Source organism: Paucisalibacillus globulus (assembly GCF_900184735.1).
GTDB classification, from domain to species: domain Bacteria; phylum Bacillota; class Bacilli; order Bacillales; family Amphibacillaceae; genus Ornithinibacillus; species Ornithinibacillus globulus_B.
On record NZ_LT855400.1, the window covers coordinates 1 to 6,961 of the forward strand.

Here is a 6,961-nt window from a genome sequence, read left to right on the forward strand (position 1 = left end):
ATTTTGCACTTTTAATCGATCTATTTCGTCAACAATTATAAGATCAATATCTTCATAAGTATCAGTAGAATATTCTTCTTCCCCTCCGTTATTTACCTTATAAATAGCTTTAGTCATACCCATTTTACCACCAATAATACTAATTTCGTCAGTCATTTTAGTAGCACGTATTGCTGGCGCTGTATAAAAAATTGTTCTAGCTTTAAGAATCCTTTCATCTGTATCTAAACCAATTTTTTTCTTATATTTATAATCTATTTGTTTTTCGATATAATCCCAGTTTGAATAATATCTTGAGGATAACGTTTTTCCTACTCCCGGTAGTCCGTAACAAATTCCTATATATTTATATTTGATACAAGCATCACAAAACTCTGCAAATCTTTTATACTCTTTTGTTTCAATAAACTTCTGTGATTTATTCATTGAAATACCTCTTGAGTTTTGACTTTTTAGAATCAGATTTATTCGACTTGTTCTCCAAATCTTTTTGCTGTGATAAAGCAATTTCTTCTGCAACAGTTCTTCTGGTATCAATTTGCTTATTGAGATTTTTACGCACCTTATTTCGTGCGGAAACAATATCTTTTAAATCTACTTGGTAATCAGATATCTCAGGGGAAATAGCAGTACATAAGTATTTGTCTTGATAGAACACTCGAATCTCTGCAATATCCCTTGGATCATAACGAATAATGACTGTTTCACCAATATATGCAGCTAGATTTGTATCTATATACCTTAAACCTTGGAAGTGAATACCATCCGAATGAACCTTCCTCGGTTTTGCTACATTTAACAATAATAAATCTAGGCTTTCCAAACTATCTGGCATATTGGGGAGGAATCCAGAATTATTCCAAGCTTTGATGGGTTCTTTTTTTGTTGTACCGTGAACCCTATGATGATAATTATATATAATGAAATTTGATAATTTATCATCAAGTTCTTTAAGAGTAAGAAGAGCAGGGCTGTGCTGATTTCCAATATATCCAGGTAAATCTTGTAGAAACAACTGATTAATAGTTAAAAAGAATCTTTCAATTTTCCCACGCCCTCTTGGAACTCCTACTGTAGAAAAAACAAGATTAATTTTTAAATCAATTGCTACTTGTTCCAAATGATTGGAGGTAAAGTCACTTCCATGATCTGTATAAAACTTTTCAGGGATACCACATATTTGCCAATCGGGGTTTCTTTTTCTCCATATTGCTTGGTGCAAAACTAAAGATGTTTGTATAGCAGACGGGTCTTGAAAAGTTAAAAAATATCCAGCAACTGCTCGACTATAGTCATCTAAAATAATTGTTAGCCAAGGTCTTTCCGGTTTTCCCTTTTCATTTAAAACAATTATATCTAATGGGGTATGATCAGCTTGCCAAATTTGATTAGGATAACTAGCCTCTCGTCGGTGAATTAAATCATAAGTGTTTTGATATTCTTTTTTTCCTTCATAAGCTAGTTTTTTTAGTCCTTGTGATAAAGACTTTGAAATAGCATAAACCTGATAGTAACTGGGTTGCTTCCAATTATTCTTTTTGCATGTCTCACAAATCTTCCTATGAATAGAAGTGACTGAATTTCTTTTGTGACTAAGTATTAAATTCTTAATCTCTTCTTGTACTTCATTTTCCACTTTAAATATTCCAGAATCTGTTCGACTCTTTCGAATCAATCCAATTAATCCAAATTGCTGATACTTACTAACCCAATAGTGAAGTGTACGTTTTGAAACACCAGATTCCTCAGCAATAGCTTTCAAGTTTTTCTCACGGTTAATATATGGCTCAATTAACCTGTATTTTTCCATAGCTATTTGTCTCTGCTCTTCTGAATACGAAGTCAATGATGGAAGTTCTTTTCCCATATAGAAACAGCTCCTTTTAATTAATGAAGCTAATGCTATTAGTTCCTCTAATTGTTGTCATTGTTTAAATATCGATATAGAGTGGCTCTACTTATACCAGTCATTTCTACAATTTCTTTAACGCTGTATTCTCTAGTATTATAAAGATTAATGGCTTTTGTAATATCTTTAGTTCCTACTTTTGGTCGTCCTCCTTTTCTTCCTCTTGCTCTAGCACTTTTTAGCCCCTCTTTAGTTCGTTCAACAATCAAATCTCGTTCGAACTGGCTAAAAGCTTGAAAAACAGTCATCATTAACCTCCCTTGCGGGGTGGTAGCATCAAAATTTTCTTTCACACTGATTAATTTTACATTTTTCTCTTCAAAGTAATTAACTAGATCGATTAAGTCTTTTGTGCTTCTACCTAATCTTGAAAAACTTTCTACTACAACAATATCCCCAGGTCTCAATTTGTCTTTTAGACGATTTAGCTCTGGTCGGTTTGATTTTGTTCCTGTCATTTTTTCTGTAAGAATTTCATTACAATTATATTTTTCTAATAAATCTAATTGCCGTGCTAAATCTTGCTGACGAGTACTTACTCGAGCATAACCATAAATGTACTGACTCATAAAAAAATACCACCTTTTCAATATAATTATATCATAAAGGGTGGTATATGAAACATAGATTTTGAGCAATCTTTAAAGACAATATTTCTTATGGCTTTAAGCTATTTAATATTCATAGTAAAAACGTCTCAAAAACATTCGTTTTTGAAATGTAGGTCTCTCCAAAAAATATCATTATATAATATTTGTTTAAAATCGGAGAATGCGAATAGTCTTAAGTAATTTAGCCAATATAATATTATAAATAGATTTTATAGGGAGTTTTTTGATGACAAAAATCAACATCATACAGCTTTTTGCGATTTTTTTATTAAGTATGGGGTTAACTAATCATGTCATTGTTATCCCATTTTTAATTAATGCTGCAGGTCGTGATGCATGGATAAGTGTAATTATTGGTTATATATTTACCCTTTTGTTCTCCTTATTATTATTGTATGTTACAAGGAAATTTCAATCAGTATCTATTTTTGAATGGATATCATCTACATATTCCAGACTGCTTAGTCGAACAATTGCTTTTTTATTGTTCATTTATTTGTCTATTACTGGTTTTATTACTTTAAAAGAAACGGTATTGTGGATAAATGAAACTTTTTTGTTTAATACACCCGTAGTAGTGGTATCTTTATTCATTCTAACTGCATCCATTTATATTTCATACGGGAAGATAAATGTAATTGCCATTTGCGCAGGTGTTGTACTTCCATTAGTTATTATATTGGGTTTGTTTGTCGCAATTGGTACCACTCCTGATAAAAACTATACACTTATTACACCTGTATTAGTGGAGAATGGGTGGAAGGAAGTGTTTCATGGTTCGCTTTTTGCATTTGGTTCAGCCATTGAAATAATTTTACTGATATTTTTACAGCATCACGTCGATAGGAAACTGAAGTTTTTACACATTTTACTTCTCATCACTTTTTTATTCATTCTAACTGTCGGACCACTACTTGGCAGTATCTCAACCTTTGGAGTAGAGGAAGCAGAGAAATTGAGATATCCTGCTTTTTTTCAGTGGCGTATCTTAGGGATTGGTAATTATTTCAATCACCTCGACTTTTTTTCCATTTATCAATGGTTATCTGGTGCCTTTATCCATATAAGTATGATTTTGTATATGATTACACTGCCCTTTGACATTAAGAAGAAAAAGCAGCGTTTTTATATTCAAGCCTTTATTTGTGTTATCTATCTAATTGTCATTACATTACCTATTTCAAATGAAGAATTCTTCACCATTTTAACACGATTTTATTACATTGGAAGTATCTTTTTTGGTGTTTTTATCACAGTTTTTATTGCCTTTTTAATTAAAACTTCAACGAACAGGGTGTCTACAAATGAAAAGGGATAATTATCAAATAGATGAACGGTATATTAAGAATCTTTTCCGACATTCAACAGATGTATCGGTTGAGAAACAACACCTATATGGAAATAATAATAAGGAACAAATACTTATTATTTACTGCAATGGGTTAATTGAACATAAATTATTAATAAATAGTATACTTCCAGACATTCAAAACAAATATTACCGTGATGGATTAAAAGGTGTTGATAATATAAATTGTTCCGAACGCATTACATTGCGTAAGCATGAAATAAATGTTGATAATACGCTTCAAGAAAAAGTTTTCAATGGCTATACAGCAATACTGATTACTGAAACTTTATATTTCTTTAATACATCCAGTCCACCAAAACGATCACCAGAGGAATCTCATACCGAGGTATCTTTGCGTGGTCCAAGAGACGCTTTTGTTGAAGATTTAAGTACAAACATTGCTTTAGTGCGAAAACGGCTTAAATCGAATTCTTTTGTAACAAAGTCTTTTACCCTTGGTAAAAGAAGTCAAACGCAAGTTCGATTAGTATACATAACGGATATACAAAATAAAAAAGTAATTAAGGAAGTTACACATCGTTTAAAAAATATAGATATAGATATTGTAAACAGCGACAACCAATTACTAGCACTCCTTGGTGGTTCTAATTACTCTCTTTTTCCATTAATGCGATCTGTCTCTCGACCAGATGGTGTTGTCAGTAGTCTAGTTAGAGGCAGATTTGCTATTTTTATTGATAATGTTCCTAATGTTTTAGTTGCACCAGCAAATTTAGGAGTGATTCTCCATACTGCAGAGGATGAACATACACCTTATTTCTATGCTTCTTTTGAGCTTTTACTTAGACTTTTGGGGTTGATGTTGTCCTTATTTTTACCAGCTTTTTGGGTATCGTTATCTGCATTTAATGTAGACCAAATTCCACTTCCGTTACTTGCAACAATATCATCTTCTAGACTAGGTATACCTTTTAATACAGTAGTTGAAGTAATATTAATGATTAGTTTATTCGAATTATTTCGCGAGGCTGGTGTCAGATTGCCAAAAGCGGTGGGGCAAACTGTAGCAGTTGTAGGTGGATTAATCATAGGTGATGCAGCAATTAGAGCAGGTTTAACGTCTCCAACTATGTTGGTTATTACTGCAATTACAGTTATATCAACCTTTACACTAGGTAGTCAGGTTCTTTATGGTACAGTTTCAATCATACGACTCTTTTCAATTCTTCTTTCTTCTGTTCTAGGAATGTTTGGTTTTTTTATTAGTATCTATTTAACACTTGGCTATCTTGCTAAGCTAGAATCTTTTGGTATTCCTTATCTAAGTCCAGTCTCACCATATGTAAAAAACGATTTCTCTAAATCTTTACTGAAATATCCTGTTGACCAACAAAATGAACGCGCAAGAATCCTTGACACAAATGATACTGACCGTCAGGGAGATGAAAAAAAATGAAACAATTAATCGTCCTGCTGATGATAGCATTCGTATTATTGATTTTAACAGGATGCTGGGATGAACACGAAATTGGTGAAGTGAATTACGTCACAACAATAGGAATTGACTATAAAGATGAAAAATATATAATGTATGTTCAATTACTTGATTTTTCCAATGTAGCTAAAACGGAAGGTGGCAAATCGGGACAACCCGTGCCATTATATATAGGCACTGGTTCAGGTCGTACTATTAATGATGCTATCTTCGATTTATATCGAACATCCCAACAAACTATGAACTGGTCACATATAGGAGCAATTATCTATTCAGAGTCTGTTTTGGAAAAAGGTATAAAAAAAGTGGAGGAATCCTTAAAGAAAAATGGAGAATTTCGTTATACACCATGGATGTTCGGAACAAAAGAGTCAATTGAAAAAATACTTAGCTCAACTGGCTTTTTTCAACTGCCACCATTATACACGATCTTGTATAAGCCAACAGATACATATTATCAATATTCTTATATAAAACCGATGCGTTTGCATAAATTTATTTCGATTTATAATGAACCAGGAGGAACAGCTTTGCTGCCTTCTATTTCTATTAACGAAACAGATTGGAAGGAATCTGTTACAGAACCAAAAACTAAAAGCACCTTAAAAATAAATGGTGCTTTTCCTGTAAGTGAAGGAAAGTATAAAGAATGGTTGTCATATGAAGAGCTTACTGGTCTCAGATGGACGCAAAAAAACATTAAAAATACACCAGTAGATATTATTGAAGATAATAAAATTAAGGGTGTTGTAAGAATAACGTCACCTTCTGTAAAAATAAATGTAGTTAGGGATGGAGAAAAATTCCATTTCAACATACATGTTGATGCAAAAGGAACATTAACAGATTTGGAAGAACACCTTTCCTCAAAAAAAATAGAAGAATTGGTAACAAAACAGATTGAAGCAGAAATAAGGTCCACTTATCAAAATGGAATTGATAAGGAAATTGACGTATATAGTCTAAAAAATATACTTTTCCATGATAGGGTTAAACCACAACAATTAAAAGATTATACATTATCTGCTAATTCTATAAAAAATGTTACAGTAAATTTTCTCTTAGAAAACAGGGGTTTATATGATTGAAACTGGAGTTAGATAAACTTAGTTGCTAATTCAAATAATTTATTTATAAATATTTAAAACAGTAAGACAAGGAGAATAAATTACTAAACAATGAAAAAGATTAAAATAAAAATGTCTGAGAGGTTAATTCAAAACTTTTGTTAAAACCGTTTTAATTTATCTATTCTCCTTCATAATATCCATGAAGGGAAATATTACTCCGAGTTACAATTGTTTAGTAGTCATATTGAGAAACTAAAGGAAGAAATGCTTCTATGTGAAAATCCTGAACTTTAAAGAATTATTAAGGAGAAAATCACCTTTATAAACAACATAATTAAACATTTAGATAGAGAAACAATATAAAAAATCTCTCTTATCTTGGACTGCCCCTCAATAACAAATGGGGGTGCTTTTTTATGCCAAAATCCTCTCTCACATATTCTGGAATATTTTCCACATACTAAGACTACTAGTTCATTACATAGTGGAGGTTCATATGTGGAAAAGGAAACAGGATAACAAGAAAAAAAACATTCCAAGGGGACATCCACTTTTTCCATGAAA

The 6,961-nt window shown here is 31.9% G+C and carries 4 protein-coding genes and 2 pseudogenes; 3 read left to right on the plus strand and 3 right to left on the minus strand.

Annotated features, from left to right (window positions below; translation table 11 throughout):
• The 3 genes and pseudogenes from BN999_RS18035 to BN999_RS18045 all read right to left on the minus strand — a co-directional run.
• A pseudogene (locus tag BN999_RS18035) lies at positions 1 to 426 on the minus strand (AAA family ATPase); the annotation flags it as partial.
• On the minus strand, positions 419 to 1,867 hold the full coding sequence (locus BN999_RS18040) for a Mu transposase C-terminal domain-containing protein (protein WP_035197639.1): 1,449 nt from the start codon (positions 1,865 to 1,867) through the stop codon (positions 419 to 421). The pseudogene BN999_RS18035 and the gene BN999_RS18040, both read right to left, overlap by 8 nt.
• A 65-nt stretch (positions 1,868 to 1,932) precedes the next feature.
• Positions 1,933 to 2,478, minus strand: a pseudogene (locus BN999_RS18045) (recombinase family protein); the annotation flags it as partial.
• Between the two features lie 268 nt (positions 2,479 to 2,746).
• On the opposite strand from BN999_RS18045, the gene BN999_RS18050 reads away from it, so the two are divergent.
• The 3 genes from BN999_RS18050 to BN999_RS18060 are packed head-to-tail and all read left to right on the plus strand — an operon-like array spanning position 2,747 to position 6,415.
• A complete protein-coding gene (locus BN999_RS18050; RefSeq protein WP_096273786.1) occupies positions 2,747 to 3,838 on the plus strand; it encodes a GerAB/ArcD/ProY family transporter in 1,092 nt (363 codons plus the stop codon).
• Positions 3,825 to 5,288 (plus strand): spore germination protein, encoded by a 1,464-nt coding sequence (locus BN999_RS18055; RefSeq protein WP_051678310.1) that lies wholly within the window; start codon positions 3,825 to 3,827, stop codon positions 5,286 to 5,288. The genes BN999_RS18050 and BN999_RS18055 overlap by 14 nt, the downstream gene beginning before the upstream one ends.
• Positions 5,285 to 6,415: a Ger(x)C family spore germination protein gene (locus BN999_RS18060; protein WP_035197633.1), complete on the plus strand. Its 1,131-nt coding sequence runs from the start codon at positions 5,285 to 5,287 to the stop codon at positions 6,413 to 6,415. Before BN999_RS18055 ends, BN999_RS18060 begins: the two co-directional genes overlap by 4 nt.
• The last annotated feature ends 546 nt before the right edge of the window (positions 6,416 to 6,961 follow it).